The organism is Natronorubrum texcoconense (genome assembly GCF_900100335.1).
In the GTDB taxonomy this organism is placed as follows: Archaea; Halobacteriota; Halobacteria; order Halobacteriales; family Natrialbaceae; genus Natronorubrum; species Natronorubrum texcoconense.
This window is the reverse complement of the sequence record NZ_FNFE01000002.1, coordinates 604,309-623,121: the sequence shown is the minus strand read 5'-3', so window position 1 is coordinate 623,121 and position 18,813 is coordinate 604,309. Positions and strand designations below refer to the sequence as shown.

Annotated in this window: 21 protein-coding genes and 1 tRNA gene; 8 read left to right on the top strand and 14 right to left on the bottom strand. The window is 62.3% G+C overall.

Going from position 1 to position 18,813, the window contains the following annotated elements:
- Positions 1 to 139 precede the first annotated feature (139 nt).
- On the bottom strand, positions 140 to 1,408 hold the full coding sequence (locus BLT08_RS09355; protein WP_090305398.1) for an RNA-guided endonuclease InsQ/TnpB family protein: 1,269 nt from the start codon (positions 1,406 to 1,408) through the stop codon (positions 140 to 142).
- A 401-nt stretch (positions 1,409 to 1,809) separates the two neighbouring features.
- Here BLT08_RS09355 and BLT08_RS09350 point away from each other — a divergent pair, with 401 nt between their 5' ends.
- Entirely contained in the window at positions 1,810 to 2,214 is a 405-nt protein-coding gene (locus BLT08_RS09350; RefSeq protein ID WP_245724185.1) for a hypothetical protein, read from the top strand.
- A gap of 397 nt (positions 2,215 to 2,611) precedes the next feature.
- Here BLT08_RS09350 and BLT08_RS09345 read toward each other — a convergent pair whose 3' ends face one another.
- Together BLT08_RS09345 and BLT08_RS09340 are read right to left on the bottom strand one after the other, a co-directional pair.
- A complete protein-coding gene (locus tag BLT08_RS09345) occupies positions 2,612 to 5,086 on the bottom strand; it encodes a carboxypeptidase regulatory-like domain-containing protein (RefSeq protein WP_245724184.1) in 2,475 nt (824 codons plus the stop codon).
- Positions 5,087 to 5,564: 478 nt separating this feature from the next.
- Entirely contained in the window at positions 5,565 to 5,813 is a 249-nt protein-coding gene (locus BLT08_RS09340; protein ID WP_245724183.1) for a hypothetical protein, read from the bottom strand.
- Positions 5,814 to 6,135: 322 nt separating this feature from the next.
- On the opposite strand from BLT08_RS09340, the gene BLT08_RS09335 reads away from it, so the two are divergent.
- Positions 6,136 to 6,543: a TIGR03618 family F420-dependent PPOX class oxidoreductase gene (locus tag BLT08_RS09335; protein ID WP_090305387.1), complete on the top strand. Its 408-nt coding sequence runs from the start codon at positions 6,136 to 6,138 to the stop codon at positions 6,541 to 6,543.
- A 60-nt stretch (positions 6,544 to 6,603) separates the two neighbouring features.
- Here the strand turns inward: BLT08_RS09335 and BLT08_RS09330 are convergent, their stop codons facing one another.
- The 4 genes from BLT08_RS09330 to trmY form a co-directional block, all read right to left on the bottom strand.
- Positions 6,604 to 6,807: a hypothetical protein gene (locus BLT08_RS09330; RefSeq protein ID WP_090305383.1), complete on the bottom strand. Its 204-nt coding sequence runs from the start codon at positions 6,805 to 6,807 to the stop codon at positions 6,604 to 6,606.
- A 340-nt stretch (positions 6,808 to 7,147) separates the two neighbouring features.
- Entirely contained in the window at positions 7,148 to 7,627 is a 480-nt protein-coding gene (locus tag BLT08_RS09325) for an Lrp/AsnC family transcriptional regulator (protein WP_090305381.1), read from the bottom strand.
- A gap of 714 nt (positions 7,628 to 8,341) precedes the next feature.
- Positions 8,342 to 8,414 (bottom strand) — tRNA-Pro (locus BLT08_RS09320).
- Positions 8,415 to 8,496: 82 nt separating this feature from the next.
- Positions 8,497 to 9,093 (bottom strand): tRNA (pseudouridine(54)-N(1))-methyltransferase TrmY, encoded by a 597-nt coding sequence (gene trmY, locus BLT08_RS09315; RefSeq protein ID WP_090305378.1) that lies wholly within the window; start codon positions 9,091 to 9,093, stop codon positions 8,497 to 8,499.
- A 208-nt stretch (positions 9,094 to 9,301) separates the two neighbouring features.
- Between trmY and BLT08_RS22940 the strand changes: the two genes are divergently transcribed.
- The gene (locus BLT08_RS22940; protein WP_175529269.1) at positions 9,302 to 9,475 is read left to right on the top strand and encodes an HVO_A0556 family zinc finger protein; all 174 of its coding nucleotides are present in this window, start codon (positions 9,302 to 9,304) and stop codon (positions 9,473 to 9,475) included.
- A gap of 8 nt (positions 9,476 to 9,483) precedes the next feature.
- On the opposite strand, the gene BLT08_RS22935 is transcribed toward BLT08_RS22940, so the two are convergent.
- The 4 genes from BLT08_RS22935 to BLT08_RS09300 all read right to left on the bottom strand — a co-directional run bounded on the left by BLT08_RS22935 (position 9,484) and on the right by BLT08_RS09300 (position 11,737).
- Positions 9,484 to 9,642 (bottom strand): hypothetical protein, encoded by a 159-nt coding sequence (locus tag BLT08_RS22935; RefSeq protein WP_175529268.1) that lies wholly within the window; start codon positions 9,640 to 9,642, stop codon positions 9,484 to 9,486.
- 196 nt (positions 9,643 to 9,838) lie between these two features.
- Positions 9,839 to 10,033, bottom strand: a complete 195-nt coding sequence (locus BLT08_RS09310) for a DUF8028 family protein (protein ID WP_090305375.1) — start codon at positions 10,031 to 10,033, stop codon at positions 9,839 to 9,841.
- Between the two features lie 4 nt (positions 10,034 to 10,037).
- Positions 10,038 to 10,241: a DUF7511 domain-containing protein gene (locus BLT08_RS09305; RefSeq protein ID WP_090305372.1), complete on the bottom strand. Its 204-nt coding sequence runs from the start codon at positions 10,239 to 10,241 to the stop codon at positions 10,038 to 10,040.
- Between the two features lie 389 nt (positions 10,242 to 10,630).
- Entirely contained in the window at positions 10,631 to 11,737 is a 1,107-nt protein-coding gene (locus BLT08_RS09300) for a S1C family serine protease (RefSeq protein WP_090305369.1), read from the bottom strand.
- 152 nt (positions 11,738 to 11,889) lie between these two features.
- Between BLT08_RS09300 and BLT08_RS09295 the strand changes: the two genes are divergently transcribed.
- Positions 11,890 to 13,263: a tRNA pseudouridine(54/55) synthase Pus10 gene (locus BLT08_RS09295; protein ID WP_090305366.1), complete on the top strand. Its 1,374-nt coding sequence runs from the start codon at positions 11,890 to 11,892 to the stop codon at positions 13,261 to 13,263.
- Positions 13,264 to 13,318: 55 nt separating this feature from the next.
- Here the strand turns inward: BLT08_RS09295 and BLT08_RS09290 are convergent, their stop codons facing one another.
- Positions 13,319 to 13,621, bottom strand: a complete 303-nt coding sequence (locus BLT08_RS09290) for a hypothetical protein (RefSeq protein ID WP_090305364.1) — start codon at positions 13,619 to 13,621, stop codon at positions 13,319 to 13,321.
- Positions 13,622 to 13,717: 96 nt separating this feature from the next.
- Here BLT08_RS09290 and rnhB point away from each other — a divergent pair, with 96 nt between their 5' ends.
- Positions 13,718 to 14,404 (top strand): ribonuclease HII, encoded by a 687-nt coding sequence (rnhB, locus tag BLT08_RS09285; RefSeq protein WP_090305361.1) that lies wholly within the window; start codon positions 13,718 to 13,720, stop codon positions 14,402 to 14,404.
- A 271-nt stretch (positions 14,405 to 14,675) separates the two neighbouring features.
- Here rnhB and BLT08_RS09280 read toward each other — a convergent pair whose 3' ends face one another.
- Together BLT08_RS09280 and secF are read right to left on the bottom strand one after the other, a co-directional pair.
- Positions 14,676 to 16,307 (bottom strand): preprotein translocase subunit SecD, encoded by a 1,632-nt coding sequence (locus tag BLT08_RS09280; RefSeq protein WP_090305358.1) that lies wholly within the window; start codon positions 16,305 to 16,307, stop codon positions 14,676 to 14,678.
- Entirely contained in the window at positions 16,307 to 17,191 is an 885-nt protein-coding gene (gene secF, locus BLT08_RS09275; RefSeq protein WP_090305355.1) for a protein translocase subunit SecF, read from the bottom strand. The genes BLT08_RS09280 and secF overlap by 1 nt, the downstream gene beginning before the upstream one ends.
- 117 nt (positions 17,192 to 17,308) lie before the next feature.
- Between secF and BLT08_RS09270 the strand changes: the two genes are divergently transcribed.
- The 3 genes from BLT08_RS09270 (at position 17,309) to BLT08_RS09260 (ending at position 18,776) form a co-directional block, all read left to right on the top strand.
- Complete coding sequence (locus BLT08_RS09270; protein ID WP_175529267.1) at positions 17,309 to 17,683, top strand: DUF7968 family protein; 375 nt, start codon at positions 17,309 to 17,311, stop codon at positions 17,681 to 17,683.
- Positions 17,684 to 17,796: 113 nt separating this feature from the next.
- The gene (locus BLT08_RS09265; protein WP_090305349.1) at positions 17,797 to 18,459 is read left to right on the top strand and encodes a helix-turn-helix domain-containing protein; all 663 of its coding nucleotides are present in this window, start codon (positions 17,797 to 17,799) and stop codon (positions 18,457 to 18,459) included.
- 110 nt (positions 18,460 to 18,569) lie between these two features.
- Positions 18,570 to 18,776, top strand: coding sequence for a hypothetical protein (locus tag BLT08_RS09260; RefSeq protein WP_090305346.1), 207 nt, complete (start codon positions 18,570 to 18,572; stop codon positions 18,774 to 18,776).
- The last annotated feature ends 37 nt before the right edge of the window (positions 18,777 to 18,813 follow it).

The following is an 18,813-nucleotide window of genomic DNA, read 5'->3' as shown; positions in this document are numbered from 1 at the left end:
TCGTGACGTTTAGGGGCGGAATACAGGGCGTTCGAGAACCAGTACGTCGCTCGCCCTCCCGCGAAGAATCGAGACTATCGAACCGTTTCTTTGACATCCTCCCCGCGCTAAAGCGCGAAAATTCCCGAGCGTTGGGATATTACGGTTTGCAACCCACCCGTTCGCTCGGTGCGAAACGCCCCGAGGTTTGATTGAACAGGTAGGCTACTGGCCGTGCCAAACGACCGTTACTCATATCCCCCGTAGGAGGATTCTGAGTTATCTTTCTGCGAATGTTGACTGCACCATTTATGTCAGCGTTCATCGTCACACCACACGACTCACAGACGTACAGGCCACGCTCCACGCGGTTCGCGTTTAGCTTCCGCCCACAACACGAACACGTCTTCGATGTGTCTCGCTCACTCTTTCGGTCTACGAGGATACCGTGTTCTTCGGCCTTGTATTCAAGTAAGTCCGTGAAGCGGTCGAACTCCCACCCGTGGAGTTTCTTGTTGCCACGCTTTCCCCAGTTTCGAGCGTCACCGTTCTCATCCTCTCGAATCTTGCTTAAGTCACCGATGACGATATGTTCGACCTCGTGATCGATGCATTGCTCAACGATGTGTTTGGCGAGTGCGTGTAAGAAGTGGTCTTTCCGCCGAGACAACTTCTGACGAGCGCGGAGCGCACGACGTGACGGGCCGTTCTCGCCTTCGGTATCGTACTCGTCGCGGGTGAAGTAGTGCTTGTCTTGCTTCAGAACGTTCCCCGGATACAACTCGGCGTCTCCATTGTCGTAGGCGATGGCGAGGTAGTTCTTAATTCCGAGGTCGATACCTGCCGTGTTGTCGCCGGGTGCGTCTTCCACAGGTATTTCGACGTTGCAGACAAGGTGGAGTTCCCACTGGTCGCCGTTCCAGACGGCTCTGACTTGCTGGATGTTCTCCACGGTTACGTCCGGTCGGGTTTCGTACTCGACGAGGATGAAATCTGAGCGGTGGTTCTTGAGGTTAAAGCCCTTGCTCAGGCGGAGTTTGTTGTGCTTAGAGTCGTGTTTGATACCGTTTTGTTTCCACGTCACGGTGGTGCGTGGGTGGTTGTCGCCACGCTTTCTGTAGCCGGGTGGATTCGCGTCGGTGTCGCCGTTCTTGCGCTTTTTGAACCAGCCGTTGAACGACTCAGCAAGCTCTTCTAGAACTCGCTGACTTGACTGAGAATGTAGGTCACTATACCGTTCGTGGTCTTTTAGCTCACGCTTGAGGTCGGCTTCCGATGGAATATTTCCGGTTTCGTCCCATTCTTGCTGGGTGTGGTAGCGGGCGACGTTCCACAGTTTCGATGCTGAGTGCCCGCAGTCATCGAGGTCGTCACTCACTTGGGTCTGGTTGACGATTTTCGCTCGATAGGTGCGGGTCGTCTCCAGCATCGGACTGTGTTTATAAGGATTTATAGAATTTCCCGTATTAAAGATACTGATTGAGCGTGAAATATCCACCAATGCAGTTACCCGTGGATAGTGTCATCCAGTGACGGCGCGTATCCCAGTCCTGAAGGGCGAGGTTTTGCGCCTGTTCATCTCATAATCCTTACTTTGATAATGGTCTATAATGAATGTGAATCACCTACATGACAGAAAGTAACTCACAACAATCAGCGACCGGTGACTCGTCACAACAAGCCGGACAGAACGATTCGACGCGACAGTTGCTCCCGTCTTCCCCGGAACCCGTGTCCGGGGAACCGCTCCGGGACTCTCCCTCGGAACCGACGATACAGCTCACGATCCCGGGGCGTTCGTTCCACATACTCAGACGAATCACGGTCTCGATGTTCGTCGTCGGCGTCGGGATCGGACTGCTCTGTCTGCTGACGTGGCTCTGGATCGAATCGGCGATCCTGCCGGAACAGGAGGGGACGGAAGCCCTCATCGTCGAGGGGTACACGCCGCTGGTGTTTCTCATCGTTACTGCCCTCGCGACGCCGGTGGTCTCCAGTATCGTGGGCCTCTTCGAAGGACGACTGCTCTCGACGCGGAGCGAGGCGATCGTGATCGGGGTGGGCTGTTTGATCGGTGCGACGCTGCTGGTTCTCGTCTCGGGTCTCTTCATCGGTGCGTCGGGGGCCGGCGGCGGCGGCGGGCCCGGTCCGGCCGACCTCGTCGCGCTCGCGGGCCTGAGCGGTCTCGTCAGTGCGATCGTCGGCGCCGTCACGTCGGCCGTCGGCGGCACGTAACGGTTCGATATCGTGTGACACACGCCGTACGCTGTTCTCCCCGGGCACAGTATCGATTCGATACGCCGTTCTCACGTCCCATCTCGAACGGGATCGTCGCGGCGTCGTCGGCTACGACTTCGAGCTAATCCCGTCTCGGAGTGTATCGGGCGCTCGAGGGATCACGGAAGACACACGAGCGTGGCTTCGCCGTCGACTGTCGAGTGCGCGACCGCTGGTCGAACGCCGTCCGACGTCGTCGAACGAACGAGCCCGGGGAACCATCACTCCGTTCCGTACACGTCTCGTCCGTGTTCGAGGATCGTCCACGGGAACGCGCGGGTTGCGAGAACGTGGTAAAAAAAGTCTCGCGGGAGACACGTCGTCCGCGTTTCGGTTCCCGCGAGACGAACGCAGTTTACGAACCGAGCCGTCCGATCCCACCCGCCAGGAGGAGCCCACCGACCGAGACGACGCCCAGGAGTCCGACGACCAGTCCGATTCCGGTCACGATTCCGGATCCGGCACCGGCCGTCCCGTCGTCGGCCTCGTCTTCCTCGTCTTCGCTGGCCTCCTCGTCGGTCTCGCTCGCCTCCGCAGCGGTCTCCTCGTCGACGTCGAGTTCGGTCTCGAGTTCGAGTTCGAACCAGTTCGTCCCCTCGTCGGTCGCCGGCAGGTCGAGTTCGGAATCGATGATGCTGTCGCCGGTCGTATCGTCGACGAGGAACTCGTTGTCGACGACGGTCACCGCGCCGCCGTCCTCGTCGGCCGCTTCCGCGCCGCTGAGCGATCCGCTCTCGCCGGTCGTCGTCGCGATCTCGAACGTGAACTGCCGGTCGTCGTCGCCCTCGATGGCGACGTCGAGCGCCCCTTCGATCGTCATCTCGCCGGTTTCGTCGTCGATCGTTCCCTCGAGTCCGTCGGGGGCGTCGATCTCGGCTTCGATGCCGGAGTCGGTGACGAGGTTCGGGAACGAGGTACTGGTGGACTCCCACGAGCCGTCGTCGTCGATCGTGGCGACGATTTGGATGTGTTCGTCGTCTTCTCCCTGTGCGGGGAACTCGAGACCTGCTTCGAGTGCACCCTCGCGGTCGGTATCTTCGGCGAACGAGATGAAGCCGCCCTGGCTGTGAGCAACGAACGTGTTCTCGCCGTCCGGGTGTTCGTCTTCTGTCCCGTTCGGTTCGTCCGCCGAACCGGTGGGTTCGTCGACGCGGACGTCGGTGCTCGCGCTGTCGTCACCGCTCTCGACCGTCGCCGTGTACTCGCCGACGTCGTCCTCGTCGACGACCCACTCGAGGCTCACGGTTTCCGACTCGCCGCCCTCGAGGTCGACCGTCTCCGTCGTCGATTCGTCACCGACCGAGACGGTGACGTCTTGCGAGCCGACGCCCGTGCCGGCGTTGTGTACGGTTCCGGTCACGGCGAGCGTTTCACCCGCCGTGGCGTCTTCGGCATCGATCTCCACGTCGAACTCGGCGCCGCCCGCCTCGAGGGTCACGTCCCGTTCCGTCGTCTCGGCTTCGGTGACGTCGACCTCTACGGTCTTCTCGGCGTGCGAGTCGGAATCGAAGCGAAGCTCGTGGGTCCCGACTTCGACGGGGAGTTCGTACGTACCGTCGACGTCGGTCTCGGTCTCTCCGACGCCGTCGACGACTTCGACGGTCGCGCCCTCGATCGGTGCTCCGCTCTCGTCCTCGACGACGCCTGCGGCCTGTCCGGTCGCCACGTCGACCTCTTCGGTCTCGATCTCGAGGTCGAGTTGCAGCCAGTTGTGACCGGCCTGTGTCGAGGGCAGCCCGAGCGAGCTGTCGACGACGCTGTCCCCGGTTCGGTCCTCGACGAGATACTCGTTGTCGACGGCTGAAACGGTCGCCGGTGAGCTATCGAAGTCGGCACTCCCGCTCAGTTCACCGCTGTCCGCCGTCACCGCCTCGATATCGAAACTGAACTGCCTGTCCTCGTCGCCGTCGACCAGGACGGTCAGCTCCCCTTCGACCGTCAGCTCGTCGGATTCCTGATCGATCTCGCCGGACAGCCCGTCGCGCGCTTCGACCTCGGCGTCGGCCGCGCCGGCATCGAGCGTCGGGAACGATACCGCGGTCGACTCCCACGTTCCGTCGTCGAAGATGGCACCCGTTAGCTCGATCGGCGTATCGCCGTCGTCGGCGACCGGGAACGAGACGCCTTCCGATTCCGCCTCGCTCTCGGTCTCTTCGTCGAACGCGACGAAACCGCCCTGACTCACGGCCGAGAGCTCGCCGACCTGGACGCCGTCGGAGATGCCGTCGCCACCGTCACCGTCGCCGTCACCGTCCTCCTCGTCCGCTTCGGGAATGTCGACAGTGGCTCCGTCCCAGTGCAGTTCGTCGTCGTCGTATTCGGAGAGCGCCGTCGCACCCGACTGCATCGTCGACTCCTGTTCGAAGTCGATGTCGGCGCTCTCGCCGTGCGCTCCCACGACGGCGAACTCCAACGTGACGATCGTGACGTCCATCTCGACGCTCGAATCGCCGCCGGTGGCCGCGCCGATCAGTTCGTCACCGATGACCTCGAAGGCACTCGGATCCAGCTCCACGGTGGCCGAGCCGTCGTTCGACTCCACGTCGAGATCGTCGTCGTCGGCGAGAAACGTCTCGGCGCCGGTAAACGCGAGGTTTTCGTCGTCGTACTCGATGAGCAGTTCGTAGCCGGTTATCTCCGCGTCGTCGTCGTCCACCAGCGCTTTGGCCTCGACGTCGACCGTGACGCGCTCACCCGGTTTCGCCTCGGTATCGTCGGCCGTGACGACGTAGTCACTGTCTGCTGTTTCAGCAGTCGAGAGCGACATCGGCTGTTGCTCGCCCGTCTCGAGCGACGAATCCACGAACTCCGTCTCACTCGACCGGTCCACCGAGTCGTCCCCGGCTCCGACGGATCCAGCGGCGAACCCGACCGTTGCCGTGAAAAGAAACACAGCGACTATCACGACGATGGCTGCTCGAGCCGATGGGATTTGCGTCCGTAAATCCTCACTATCGTCTATCCAAGACATATCTGTGAGTGCCATTATCATACAACTTATTACTTTCCCCGATTACTGTATGGAAATCTATAATAAACAAATAACCCGTTTTCGAACTAGAGTTTATCGTTTGAAATCGTTCTCGTCGATATCGCTGCGAGTTCCCGAGCGAGGGCCGTCGTGGACGAACCTACAACGACGGAAAACGAGCTGACACGGCGAAACTGACCGTGATACGGCAGATAGCCGCCTGTCAGCCGGCTCGAGAGAACTCACCGGCCGTTACCGTCACACGACCGCGCAATCGATACACAACTACGCTATCGTTGCTCCGACCCTCCGCACTCCCCGCGTCGTTTGAACGCCGTTACGCTTCGTCGTCGTCGTCCTGGTCGGGAACGTCTTCCCCGTTCTCGCCAGCGACATCGTCCTCGTCTTCGTCGTCGGCTTCCTCATCGTCTTCCAGATCCTGTCCGTTTCCGGTCCCCTCTTCGGCGCCGGGTTCGTCCCCGTCTTCCTCTTCGCCGGGTCCGCCACAGCCGGCGAGCAGTGCTGTCGACGCCGCGGCACCTGTCAGCTGTAGCATCCGCCGTCGCGTCCGTCTCGTTCGTGTCACACCAACAGTCACTCTCCCGAGGCTGATAAGCCGACAGCCGACACTCGCGTGGTCGACGGATGCGTTTCGTCGGTTCGAATGCCGCATTTCGGTGGTGATGGCGTCGACGGGGAACACTCGCCCCCGCCGAACCGCTCGAGTTACTCTCTGAGCGCGAGAAACCGCCGCGTTCGTCGCCGTCGGTCCATCCATCAGGCGACGTCTGGTCGCGCTTCTCGCCGCAGGTGAGCGACCGATCCCCCTCGCTCTTCGCGTCTCGAGTCTGGCAGTCACCTCTCAATGTAGGCACCAGAGGCAAGCCGCCGCCGGCTGAATCGAACCTATGGTATCCGTTCCAGACGCGTTTCAGGACCTGTTCGAGAAGCAAACGTACGCCCACGTCGCGACGCTGAGCGACGAGCAGGACCCACACGTCACGCCGGTCTGGATCGATTACGACGCCGACGACGGGCGGATACTGATCAACAGCGAACGCGGCCGGCAAAAGGTGCGAAACCTCGAGGCCGATCCGTCCGTCGGAGTCAGTATGATCGATCCGGACAATCCGTACCGACGTCTATCGATTATCGGCGAGGTCGACGAGATCACGACCGACGGTGCGCGAGCGCACATCGACGAACTCACGCGGCGATATATGGACGAGGACGAGTATCCGATGCCGATCGAGACGGAGCGCGTCCTCCTGCGGATACGCATCGACGAGGTCGTCGACGCACAGGACGCCAGCTAGTAGGATTCGTCGACACCGAAACCGGCACCGTGCCTGTGAGATTCCGGAGCAGCGGCGAGACTATTCGTCGGCAGTCGAGCCGTCGTCGTGATCGTTTTCCACCGACCGGTTCGAATATCGATGGAGCGACTGGCGTTTCAGCAACTCCACCTCGTGGGACATATCGGCGTGTTCGTTGAACACCTCCTGTGCGCTCTCGAGTCCTTCGATCAGTCGTTCCGTTTCGCACGTATGACAGATACACCGATACAGTTCCTCACTCATCGGTCGATGATCGTCGATCGGTCACTCGACCGTGATTCCGGCGCAGGCGTCACTCGACGCAGCGATTGCCGTGCGTTGTACTGACAGCCGCATGCTGCCGATGTGGTATTCGACGGCCGACGAGGATATTTGCGGCGGTCGGTTCGCCGGTTCAGTGAGGCACGAGCTCGAGCCGAGTCTCCGAAATCGATGTCGACACTTCGCTCCGCTACGACAGTCATCGTCAGCAACTTATTCGCCGATACAAAAACGCTTCCCCCAAATCTATTTGGAACCAAACCGGGAACTTATAAGTGTTTGAATTTTCGAAGGAAAACGCCTGTATTTTATCTTACGACCATCACTCCTTCGAGACGACGTGCTCACCGAAGTGATTGAACGGTCGAATGCGCTCTTTTCGGAGCAAACTCTCTCGTTCGATCGTCAGCGGCAGTTCATCTAGTCGAGCGGCGATATCGTTGACCTCCTCGGTGGTACTCGCGACGGCGAGCGCACGAATGTTCTCCCGCGCGCTCAACATCTCGTCCACCTTGACGACATTGGGGAGTTCGAGCACCCGTGCTGCGATCTCCTCGCGCTTGTTCGTCGCTGCGGTACAGGAAAACTGGAGCCGCATCGGAAAGCCCGCCGCTTCGTAGTCGATGATCGGTACATACCCCTCGATTACCCCCTTCTCTTCCAACCGCTCGATCCGATTTCGGATCGTCGTATCGGTTACCGGCAGCTGATCGGCCATATCGACCGGCGTCGTGGCTCGGGCGTTCTGCTGAAGAAGATGAAGGATTCCATAGTCGATCTCGTCGAGTCCGTCGGCAGCCATACTCGAGATAATTCCATGAGTCCGCAAAGACTCTTCTGGTAGCCGCGAGAGGTGTCAACCTGGTTGTAGATGGCGGTTGGCGGGGTTGAGCGGCGCTCAGTGCAGCCGTCCGCGAGCGCATCGAGAATAGCGCGCTCGCGGTTGGTTCGTGACCGACCGCCGTCAGTCTCGAATCCGTGGACGGCTACGTCCGACGGATCCGAATCGGTAGCCGGGCCGGAGCGTGCCTCTGACAAAGTATCGTTCGACCCGGCTGCTGACTGGCTGTCGGCAGTTACAGTAGTTCCGTAGGCTGACTGGTCAGTGTTACTCGAGGTCGTACGGACCGGCGTCGAGGGTGGTCTCGATAACTCACGTAGCCGCCTCGACAGCCTCGTCGAATCGGTCGACTAGTTAGCACATCGAAACCCATTGCTCTCGCAGACAACTCCCGGAGATTGTTGCCAACTACTAGCAGATTTATTATCGTTTACTGAGTGGCGTGAATTGGACTCAGAGGCACCCGAAACCACCACAACCACCAGAATCACTAACTGAGTCCGAATTCCATAGAGCAGTTCGCATCTCTGCTCCGTGTCAGGGTGGTCCACCCTGACACTCCTGACCTCAGTACCGATAGCGGTACCGCCGTCGGTTCGAATCTCCGCGGCTGCATTGCTGCCCGCTCACGAACGCGACTCGCTTCGCTCGTCGGTTAGAATTCGCGGGCAGAAATGGGCCGGCGCAGATTCGAACTGCGGTTACGGCCACCCGAAGGCCGAAGGATACCAAGCTACCCCACCGGCCCGCATCTACAATTGTGAACGCCGGATCGTTTAACGGTTGCGAAACCGCCGATCGGGCCGCTGGACCGCGATTCTCACACCCGCTCAAAACTGCTCGTAGCCGGCCGTGTCCAGATAGTGATGGGCCACCGTGATCGCCTGATCCGCGTGCAACAGCTCCGGCCCGAGTCGAAGTCGCTGGTCGACGACGCCCTCGAGCACCCGCTCTTCGTCGTCGGTAAAGTCCTGATGATCGGAGAGCACGAACACCGGATCCTCGAGTCCGCCCACGTCGACCATCGCCTCGCCGTCCTCGTGTAGCTGTACGACGGTTCCCTCCGTCGCAACCGTCTCGAGCGTCTCCTCGAACCCGCGCCGATACACCTCGATTCCCGGGCTGGGTTCGGCAGGTAGCGCGCCGATGGCCTCGTCGCGGTGCGCGATGGCCTTTCGAACCAGTGCCGCAGTGCTCCGTTCGTCAGGGTTCAGCCGGCGAAGCTCGCTCCCGTCGAAGGTGATCGTGAGTTCGTCTTGCACCACGAGATGCGTGCGGACGTCCTCACGGATACCGTGGGAGGTGACGAACGAGGCGGTGATCGAGCGACAGAGGGCGTCGAGGCGACCGGCCCCGCCGGCGAGGTCGTCGAGCGAGAACTCGGGCTCGGTCGGCACCTCGTGACCGAGCAGTACGAATTGGCGCATATCGGAGGAACGACGACCGACGGGATAGCCGCCACGGTTTCATAACGACCGATCTCCAGTGCCGTCTAGGGAACTCATACCGCTGAACCGAGTGGAAACACGGGGTAACTCGGCCGGTTTCGATCAACCGCTCGTCACGATTTGGGGGTGATTGACATTGCATAGGCATGGCCAACCGTTTCCAGTGTCTCGGCTCTGTACTGCGTATATGGCGAAATCACAGTCGTCACGGACGAGCGACGACGATCCGAAGTTACTCGCGATTCTCGAGGGACGGCCCTGTCCCGACTGCGACGACGGCGAACTCGAGCGCGGCACCTACAAGGAGAACCGAGCGGTGGTCTGTGACAGCTGCGACACCCCGCGAGCCCAGCTGTGGTAGGCGGCTGACTACCGCTCGAACGCACCGATCCAGGCGTCGGTCCCCCGTCTGGCACACCAGTCCTCGTGGGCGTCGTAACAGCCCGAATCCATCGCGGACCCACACGTACACCAGACTTGCTTTTCGCGCGGGACGTCTCGGGTACAGAGCGGACAGCGGGTACGCATACGCGTCGCTCCCACGCCGAGTAGCGTATCTCTTTCATCGGGTACGCTGACCAGTCCGTAAGATGATCTGCTGTGTGCGTTCGTCGACGTCGAACGGCTCGTCGTCGCGGCGACAGCGAGCCGAGTGCACGGCTCGAGCAATTTCGAACGGGTGGGGAGGGCCGATACGAAGCCTCGCCGGTGGCGCGGGAGGCTGTCAGCGGGTTCGGGAGGCGGGATACTCGTGGCCGACGATCAGGGCGAGCGCGTGGATCGTGAGGAGTCCGACGAGGATCGACAACGTGGCGACCGAGTCGATTCCGGCGAGAAAGACCGGGAGATAGGCGACCGGCAGGAGCGTGCCGAGCCAGAAGCCGACAGCGGTGATCGCGTGGCCCAGATGAACGCTCATGGCCTCAGCGCATCGACTCGAGTGCGACGAACGAGTCTTCGTGGGCGGAGATCCAGTTGGTCATCAGGGCCTCTTCGCTCGCCTCTCGGGGAAAGATCGCACACTCGTTCGGCGCGTCGTCGTTCTCGACGGTCACGTGATCCAGTTCCGTCGTCGGTTCGTCGGGCGGTGACTGCGTGTCGCCGTCAGTGTTGATGTCCGTGTTCATGTGTGGCAGGCGATGGGGGAATCGCTCTGGTCACGACTACCCGAGAGTGTCCTATTGTTATCGACCTTCTAACCGGTTGAACAGTGACGGTAGCGTTCAGTTCCGTACCAGTTCAGATCGTTCACTCACGAAACCGAGACCGAAACCGTCGCTAACGTGTACGGCGGGATTACGACCATCCCGTCAGTTGTTGCCGGCACAGCCACCGGTGTAGGGGGTGCTTTCGAACCGTCTCACGGCGCTCGAGCGCCGCAATCGGGGTGAACTCGAGGCGAAGCGTCGCCGAACTATAGTAGCCACTGCAAGTCAGTGCACACCTGATCGCCAGACGGTTCGGCGATCAGTGTGTAAATCGTTGCAGTTGTTACTATCTCACAGCGAGGCGGATCTCACTGGGCCGGCGGACGGCTGCCGAGCGTCAGCGATTCCGTGGTTTCCGACCCGTCCCGCCAGCAGTCGATCTCGATGGTCTCGCCCGGACTGGTCTCGAGTTCGAGATACGTCGAGAGCGCGTGGCGGTCGGGGATCGGTTCGCCGTCGATTTCGAAGATGACGTCGCCGCCGACGGGAACCGGATCACTTCCCCCGCGGATCGTGGCCTCCTCGAGGACGCCGTCGGCGGCCTCGCCGGGTTCGACGTGGGTGACGATGATGCCGGTCGCTTCGGGGAGGTCGTTCGCCTCGGCGATGTGTCGGTCGACGGTCGCGAGTCCGATTCCCATGTAGGGGTGTTCGTACTCCCCGGTCTCGATGAGCGACGGCACGACGCGGCTCGTCATCGCCGCCGAGATCGCGAACCCGATGTTGTCGCCGCCGCCGGCGTTGATGACGCCGACGACGTTTCCGTCGAGATCGACGAGCGGACCGCCGCTGTTTCCGGGGTTGACCGCAGCGTCGGTCTGAACCACGTTCGAGTAGGAGAAGTCCCGGTCCCGCGTGTCGAGGGTTCGATCGACGCCGCTGACGATCCCCTTCGTCATCGTCCCTTCGAGACCGAAGGGGTTGCCGATCGCGAGCACCTCCTGGCCGACGACCGGATATTCCTCGGAGAGCGACAGCGGCGTCGCCGCCTCGGGAACGTGGTCGGCCTCGAGGACGGCCAGATCGGTGTAGAAGTCGGTGCCGACCAGTTGCGTACTCGTCCAGTCGCCGTTGATGTACTGCAGATCGATCTCGGCGTCGTCGGAGACGACATGCTCGTTCGTGACCACGTAGGAGCCGTCGAAGAGAAATCCGGAGCCTTGTCCCTCGCCCTCTTCGCCGGTGAGCGGGTCTTCGATACCGAAGACCTGGACCTGCGTGACCGAGTCGATGACCGCCTCGTAGACGTCGGTGTAGGTCGACCCCTCGGCGAGATTGTCCCGGTCGATCTGGCTCGAGGAGTTCCCCTCGATCGAACTCTCAGTTCGGGGTTCCGCACACCCTGCGAGCGCGCCGGCGACTCCGGCGGCGGAGAGCGAGAGAAAGCCGCGTCGATCCAGTCCAGAATCGTTCATGTCCCGGTGATAGCACCCTACCCATTTGAACGTCCGGGCTCACGTGTGTTGGTATGTCGTGAGGGAGAACCAGTCATCTGCCGACGAGATCATCGAGAGTGACGGAATCCCCGAAGGGAAAACGTGTTACCCGCGGCCGCCCGATTTCGGATATGATCACGGACGACGCCCGCGCGTTACTCGAGACGGGGGCCATCTGCGACTCCTGTCTCGGTCGCCCCTTCGCCGCACGGAGTTTCGGACTGACGAACGACGAGCGCGGCCGGGCGCTACGTACGACGATTGCGATGGCCGACGACGAGGACTACGATCCCGTTTCCCCCGTCGACTGCTGGGTCTGCGAGGGCTACTGCGGTACGTTCGACGCGATCGCCGAAACGATCGTCGACGCCCTCGAGACCGTCGAGTTCGACACCTACCAGGTCGGCTCCCGGGTGCCGCCGCTGGTCGAGGAGAACGAACGACTTCTCCGCGAGGACGCCGGCCTCGAACCCGACGTCGGCGAGTCGCTCAAACGCGAAGTCAACCGCGAGGTGGGCATCCGGATCGGGGATATCACTGGGACCGACGTGGACTTCGACCGCCCGGACGTCCTCGCCATCGTCGATCTCGAGGGGTTCGACCCCTTCGAGGCGCTCGACGCCGACTCGGTCACGAGCCACGCGGTCGACGTGCAGGTCAACCCCGCGTTCGTCTACGGCCGCTACCGCAAACTCGAGCGGGACATCCCCCAGACGGAGTGGCCCTGCCGGGAGTGTGGCGGCAGCGGGGTCCAGTTAGCCGACACGGGCGAAGAGCCCTGTGACTACTGCGGCGGCTCTGGCTACCTGTACGACACGAGCGTCGAACAGGTCGTCCGCCCCCACGTCGTCGAGGCGATGGACGGCGACGAGGGCACCTTCCACGGGGCGGGCCGCGAGGACGTCGACGCCCGGATGCTCGAGGGCGGCCGGCCGTTCGTCCTCGAGGTCAAGCGGCCGAGCACGCGCGAGGTCGACGTCGAAGCTCTCGAACGCGAGATCAACGAGGCCGCGGCGGGAGCGGTCGAGGTCGACGGCCTCCGACTCGCGACCTACGAGATGGTCGAGCGCGTCAAGGAACACGACGCGAGCAAACAGTATCGTGCCGACGTCGAGTTCGCCGACCCCGTCGAGGAGCACGACTTCGAGGCCGCACTCGAGGAACTCACGGGAACAACTGTCGAGCAGGACACGCCCCAGCGCGTCGACCACCGGCGAGCGGCGCTGACGCGCGAGCGGACCGTCTACGACATGGACGGCGAGTTACACGGACCGACCGAGGCTGAGGTCCGAATCCACGGCGAAGGCGGCCTCTACGTCAAGGAACTCGTCAGCAGCGACGAGGGTCGCACGGTACCGAGTCTGGCGGGGGTGCTCGAGACCGACGCCGAGGTGACCGCACTGGACGTGCTCAGCGTCGAGGGTGAAGAGGAACCGTTCGAACTCGAGGCGTACTTCCGGGACGAGCCGCGTGATGACGAGGAGACGGCGTCGGTGGACGCGTAATTCGTTCTCCCTCATCGAGAATGGATTATCTCGACCTCACTAACTGGCACCGCCGCTACAAATCGGCGACCTCATCGACGTACGACGGCTCGAGTTGTCGTTTGAGGACGCGGAAATTCGTCGCTCTCGCACGCCCCACGAGTGAAGCCAGTTGCTCGTACGTGATCGTCGCATCGTAGTACGCAGCGGCGATCTCCTGCTCGGTCTCGTCGTCGCATACCGCTTCGTCGACATACTCTCGGAGTGCAGTAGCAATGATGTCCTCACGATCCGTCTCGAGGGCCGTCGCCAGAATATCCGCTCGCTCGACTAGTTCGCCGGGTGCGCGAAACTGAACCCGTTTCGTGTCCGAACTCATGATCTGTCAATCGTTCGTCCAACTCAATAGTAGTGTGTGACTGACCGACGATCGGACAACGCAACGGTTTAGCGGCCGGCCACTGATCCACGTGATATGCAATTCGGCGTCGACGAAGCCGGGAAGGGGCCGGTGTTCGGGTCGATGTTCGCCGCGACCGTCGCCCTCGAGCACCCGGCGATCCTTCCCGACGGTATCGCGGACTCGAAGCGACTCGCACCCGAGCGTCGCGAGGAACTGGCGACCACCATCCGCGAGGACGCCCGGATCCGCGTCGGCGTCGCCGAAATCACGACGGCCCGGATCGACGATCCCGAGACGGACATGAACTCGCTGGCCGTCGCAGCCCACGCCGAGGCGATCGACGGGGCGCTCGAGGGACTCAGTCTCAATGCGCTCGAGTCGGACTCGATCACCGGGCTCTGTGACGCCTGCGATACCGACGCCGACCGGTTCGCGCGTCGGGTGGGCGACAGCTGCGCGGACGTTCTCGAGTCGGCCATCGATCTCGAGATCGACGCCCGACACGGAGCCGACGACGACTCGAGGCTCGTCGGCGCGGCGAGCATCATCGCCAAGGTCGAACGCGACGCCCACGTCGCCGCTATCGCCGACGAGTACGGGCCCGTCGGCAGCGGCTATCCGAGCGACCCGAACACGCGCGAGTTTCTCGAGTCCTACGTCGACGAGCACGCCGAACTCCCGCCGTTCGCTCGCGAGTCGTGGTCGACCTGCGAGGACGTGCTGGCCGAGGCGGAACAGACGGGTCTCGAGCAGTTCTGACCGCGGTCGTCCCGGCTCTCATCTCGATCGACGTGAGTTTCCGATTCCTCTCGCGACCGACTCGAGCGGGCTGCGATTGCAGGCTGCCCGCTCATCGCCGTCGCAGCGTCCAGTTGCTGTGTTCGAAATGCCGATCTGTACCAACTGTAACGATCTCGACTTTGCACGTGCGTACGGCCACGACGGAACCGTCGACTGGTGTCCGCGCTGTCGAGACGAGTGAGCGAGAAAGCGAGGCGAACCGAATCGAAATCGAACGAGTACGCACCGTTTATTTGTCCGTCAGCAGCCGCTGGAGGATGTCCCCGTAGGCGGGACGAGTGATCAGGACCCCGATCAGCACGCCGAGGATGGTGATGATCGCGAACCCGCGCAGGTCGCCGAGGCTCAACACGGCCAGCGGCGACATGGCGATGATCGTCGTCGCGGCGGCGGCCCCGATGATCCAGAACGCCTTGCGGAACCGCGATTCGAACACCCGTTGTGAGCTGACGTCACCTTCGTCCATCACCTCGTCGGCGATGATGATGAGGTCGTCCACCCCCGTTCCGACGACGGCGATAAAGCCGGCGACGTGGGAGAGATCTAACGGCATGCGTATCAGCGCCGCGAAGCCGAGCAGGATGACCACCTCCGCCATCGCGGTGAGGATCATCGGCGAGGCGACGCGGACGTCGCGGTAGCGCAGGAAGACCATCCCGCTGACGGTCAGCACCGACAGGCCGCCGATGAGCAGCGAGTAGAGCTTGAACTGGTCGGCGAGGGCTGGCGACAGCGAGTAGGTCTGTTCCTGACTGAAGTCCAGCGGCGCGGGCATCGCACCGGCCTGGAGGCTCACCGAGAGCCCCTGTGCCTGTTGCTGGTCCGGCGCGCCCATAACGAACGACGGATCGCTCGACCAGGTTCCCTCCGCCATCGGTCGAGCGAGGTTGTCGCCCATGGAGTGGGCGTCGATGACCTCGCCGTCGACGACCGTCAGCAGACAGTACTGCGGCCCGTCGTGATCGAAGTTCACGCCGTCTTCGCCGCCGCTGAGCTGGCACATCCCCTGCCCTTCGCCGGTGAAGCCGAGTTCGTTCATGTTGTCCTGGAACTCGGGCGCGGCGTTGCTGTAGACTTCGACCGGGACTTCGTAGCCGCCGCCGCGTTCGGACGTCTGTGGCGGATCGACCGTCGCAATGTCGCCCCCTTCTAACACGGTCTGGTTCGTGTGGTTGCCCGCGTCGTCTTCGGGGTAGTAGGCGACGACCTCGACGATGCCGCGTTCGGAGAGCAGGTTGCGGAGTTCGTCGGGATCCATGTCCGGCACTTCGGTGACGATGTAGTGCTGGCCGCCGAGTTGCTCGGACTCGTAGGCGTCACCGCCGTCGAGACCCGCCTCGTTGATCTTCGACTGGATGGTCTCGATCATCTGATTGCGCGTCTCCGCGGTCACGCCGTCGCGGATGTCTTCGTCGGGGTCGACCTCGACGCCGGCTTCCGCGAGCGCCGCGGCGAACTGTTCTTCGGTCACCTCGTCGGTGAACACCTCGGCGTGAACGTTGCCGTCGTCGTCGATGCTGACGCGTGCGTCGCCGGTCTCGAGTTCGAACTCGTCGTTGTCGTAAAGGGTTGACTCGATCTCGTTGAGCCGTTCCCGGTCGACCTGGCCGTCGTCGTCGACGGCTCCGGCGTCGATATTCTCGGCGGTCATGCCGACGACCGGCGCGCTAATTCGGGTCCCGCCGTCGAGTCCGAGTCCGTACTCGAGGTTCGTCGGGTTGTCGTTGACGCTCTCGCCGTCGACGTAGCTGTCGTCGGCCATGATGCCGCCGGGGATGAAGAGGGCGACGAGCGCGAAGCTAACGAAGACGAGCAACAGCATCAGCCGCCAGTACTCCTTGACGAAACTGATCGGCCCCATTACGATCTCACCCCGTGGAACTTGTACCAGCGAAGCAGGCTCAGATTTAACATGTACGTGTTCATCAGGTCGGCCGCGAGGCCGACGAAGAGGATGATCCCGATCGACGCTAGCAGTTCGACGCCGAACAGCCACGCGGAGACGCCCATCACGAGCATCGCGGCCATCGACGTGACCGTCATCGTGACGCCGGTTCGCGTCGCCTGAAGGGTGCTCTCGTAGAAGTCACCCTGCCGGCGCAGGATCTGGTTGTTCAACAGGATGTCCGAGTCGACCGAGTAGCCGATCAACATCAACAGCGCGGCGACGGTCCCCAGCGAGAGCGAGATCCCGGTGATCGTCATGAACGCGAGCGGGATCACGATGTCCGAAAACGCCGAGAGGACGATCGCGATCGATGGGACGAACGTCCGAAAGAGCAAGAACGCGAGCACGCTCATCCCGAGGAACGCGACGGCGATACCCAGGAGGGCGGTCTGCTGGGTCTGTTCGCCGAAGCTCTCGGAGACCGTCCGTTCCTCTTGGACGACGGCTGTGTCGCCATCCTGCGCGAGGTTCGCCTCGGCTTGCTCGCTCAACGACGAGAGATCGGTCGAGGTGAACTGGACGATGTACTGATTCTCCGTGTCGGGGGCGGTGACTGCCTGCACCGACTCGGGCTCTTCGTCGAACGCCTGTACGATCTCCTCCTCCGAGGAGGTCGTCTGGATGGTCAGCTCGGAGCCGCCGGCGAAGTCCATCCCCAGCTGTACCGGTGCGCCGGTCGCGAGAAACGAACCAGTGAGGACGAGCAATGCAACCGCGAGAACGGCTAGCGGCACCGCCGCGAGTTGGCGGTTGCTGTACCGGGTGTAGTCGAACTCCGGTACGTCGAAATACCCCATGTACGCGACCACTGGGGGTCAGCAAAAGTAAGCCTTCTCAATTTCTACAGTATGTTTTTCGAAGAACGTTACTCTCGAAGCGATGATCTGAAGCCGCTCGAGACCGTCTCGGTAGTTATGACGCCTGAATCAGGTCAGAATTCGGGACGATCGATCGAACCGACCGATCAGCCGAGCGCGAGGACCGCCGAGCGCGTCGTGGTTTCCTATCCGGCCGACCTCTCGGACTGGGGACGGTTTCAGGTCGAGAAGCCGTCGTTCCGGGCGTTCCTGCGCAAGACTCGAGACGAGGCTCGATCGGGCGACGTCTGGGAGGAGTTCGTCGGCGTCGGCTGCTGTGGCAACACCTTGGACGTGCCGCTGCGGGTCGAACGCGTCGACGGGGGCGCTCGAGTCGACGGTGAGACCGAGATCAGCTACGAGGTTCGGGAGGCCTGCGGCCTCGAGGGCAGTTGGCGCGTCCAGAGTGCAGGCGGGCCGAACCGGGCCTGAAGACGGCTCTCGGCGGCCGCCGAACGGTCGTTCGCAGCGATGTACCACGGCGGCGGGAACTCCCGTTCGCCTCGTAGAGGGGAGTTTATGCCCGCCGACGGCCAACGGACGCCATGAGCATCGTTGCGGAATTCTCCGTCAAGTCCGACGATTTCGCGCTGTTCCACGCGCTAACGGCCGCTCCGCAGATGATCGTCGAGATCGAGCGCGTCGTCGCGACGATGAAAGACCGGGTGATGCCGTACTTCTGGGTGAGCGGCGGCGATCACGCGGAGTTCGAGACCGCCTTTCACGAGGACGACTCCGTCAGGAACATCGCCGCGATCGACGAAGTCGAGGGGGCCAGACTGTACCGCGCCGAGTGGACCCAGAACGTCGAGAGCATCGTCTACGCGTACGTCGAACTCGGTGCGACGATCCTCCACGCGATCGGCCGAGCGAAGTACTGGGAGCTCCGGATGCGGTTCGACGATCGGGACGCCCTCTCGCAGTTTCAACGCTACTGTGCCGAGAACGAAATCGCCTTCGAACTCACCCAGCTCAAAGAACAGGAGCAGCCGATGGCCAGCGCGCAGTACGACCTCACGCCGAAACAGCGCGAAACGCTGTTGACCGCGCTCGAGGCAGGATACTACGACGTTCCACAGGAAGTGACGATGAGCGAACTGGCGGAGCTCTTCGGCGTCTCCCAACAGGCGCTTTCGAAGCGGTTCCACAGCGGTCACAAGAATCTCATCAGGAGTACGTTGACGATCAGCCACCCGGACGACGAGTGATCCGTGTCCCGTCCGCCGGCAGGGTGATTTCTCGTCGATCTGCCGACCAGCGGTAACGTCGTGGTATATACAACGTTGGACTCTATTTCGCCTCGCTCGTACACTTCCCTATGGATTCTCGCTTTCGGGATTGGCTGACGTGCCCGTCCTGTACTGACGGCGACGATGTCGGTATTCTCGTCCACGGAACGGATCTCGTCCTCGAGTGCTACGACTGCGGCCACGTGGCCGAGTTCACGGTCGAGGAGGACGTGCCGTTCAACAGTCTGCAGGCCGAAGACCTCGAGAGCGTCGCCAGGGAGCAACGTCACGATTGAGCGTACAGTCAGTTCCGACCCGGAGACTCGCCCGTCC